Genomic DNA, 556 nt, shown 5'->3' with positions numbered 1-556 from the left:
CCGGAGTGGCCCACGAGGGCGGATTCGACTTCGGCGGTGGAGATGCGGTGGCCGGAGACGTTCATGACGTCGTCGACGCGGCCCAGGACCCACAGGTCGCCGTCGGTGTCGAGTTTCGCGCCGTCCCCGGCGAAGTACCAGCCCTGCTCGGCGTACTTGGACCAGTAGGTGTCGCGGTATCGCTCGTTGTCGCCCCAGATGCCGCGCAGCATCGACGGCCACGGCTGATCGAGGACCAGGTAGCCGTTGGCTTCGGTCTCGCCGAGCTGGACCGGGTTGCCTTCCTCGTCGACGACTTTCGAGGAGATGCCGGGCAGCGGGGTCATGGCGGCGCCGGGTTTGGCGGCGGTGACGCCAGGCAAGGGGGAGATCATGATCGCGCCGGTTTCGGTCTGCCACCAGGTGTCGACGATGGGAGTCTTGTTGGCTCCCACGACTTCCCGGTACCAGCGCCAGGCTTCGGGGTTGATCGGCTCGCCCACGCTGCCCAGCAGCCGCAGCGACGACAGGTTGTGGGATTCGGGAATCTCCCTGCCCCACTTCATGAACGTGCGGA

At 67.1% G+C, this 556-nt stretch carries 1 protein-coding gene; it reads right to left on the bottom strand.

Annotated features, from left to right (window positions below; all coding sequences use genetic code 11):
* Nucleotides 1-556, bottom strand: a 556-nt coding sequence (locus JK358_RS38780; protein ID WP_201958880.1) for an AMP-binding protein, incomplete at both ends; no start/stop codon positions are given.

This window comes from Nocardia acididurans (genome assembly GCF_016741815.1).
GTDB lineage: Bacteria > Actinomycetota > Actinomycetes > Mycobacteriales > Mycobacteriaceae > Nocardia > Nocardia acididurans.
The sequence above is the reverse complement of the archived record's forward strand: the minus strand, read 5'-3'. Positions and strand labels throughout refer to the sequence as shown.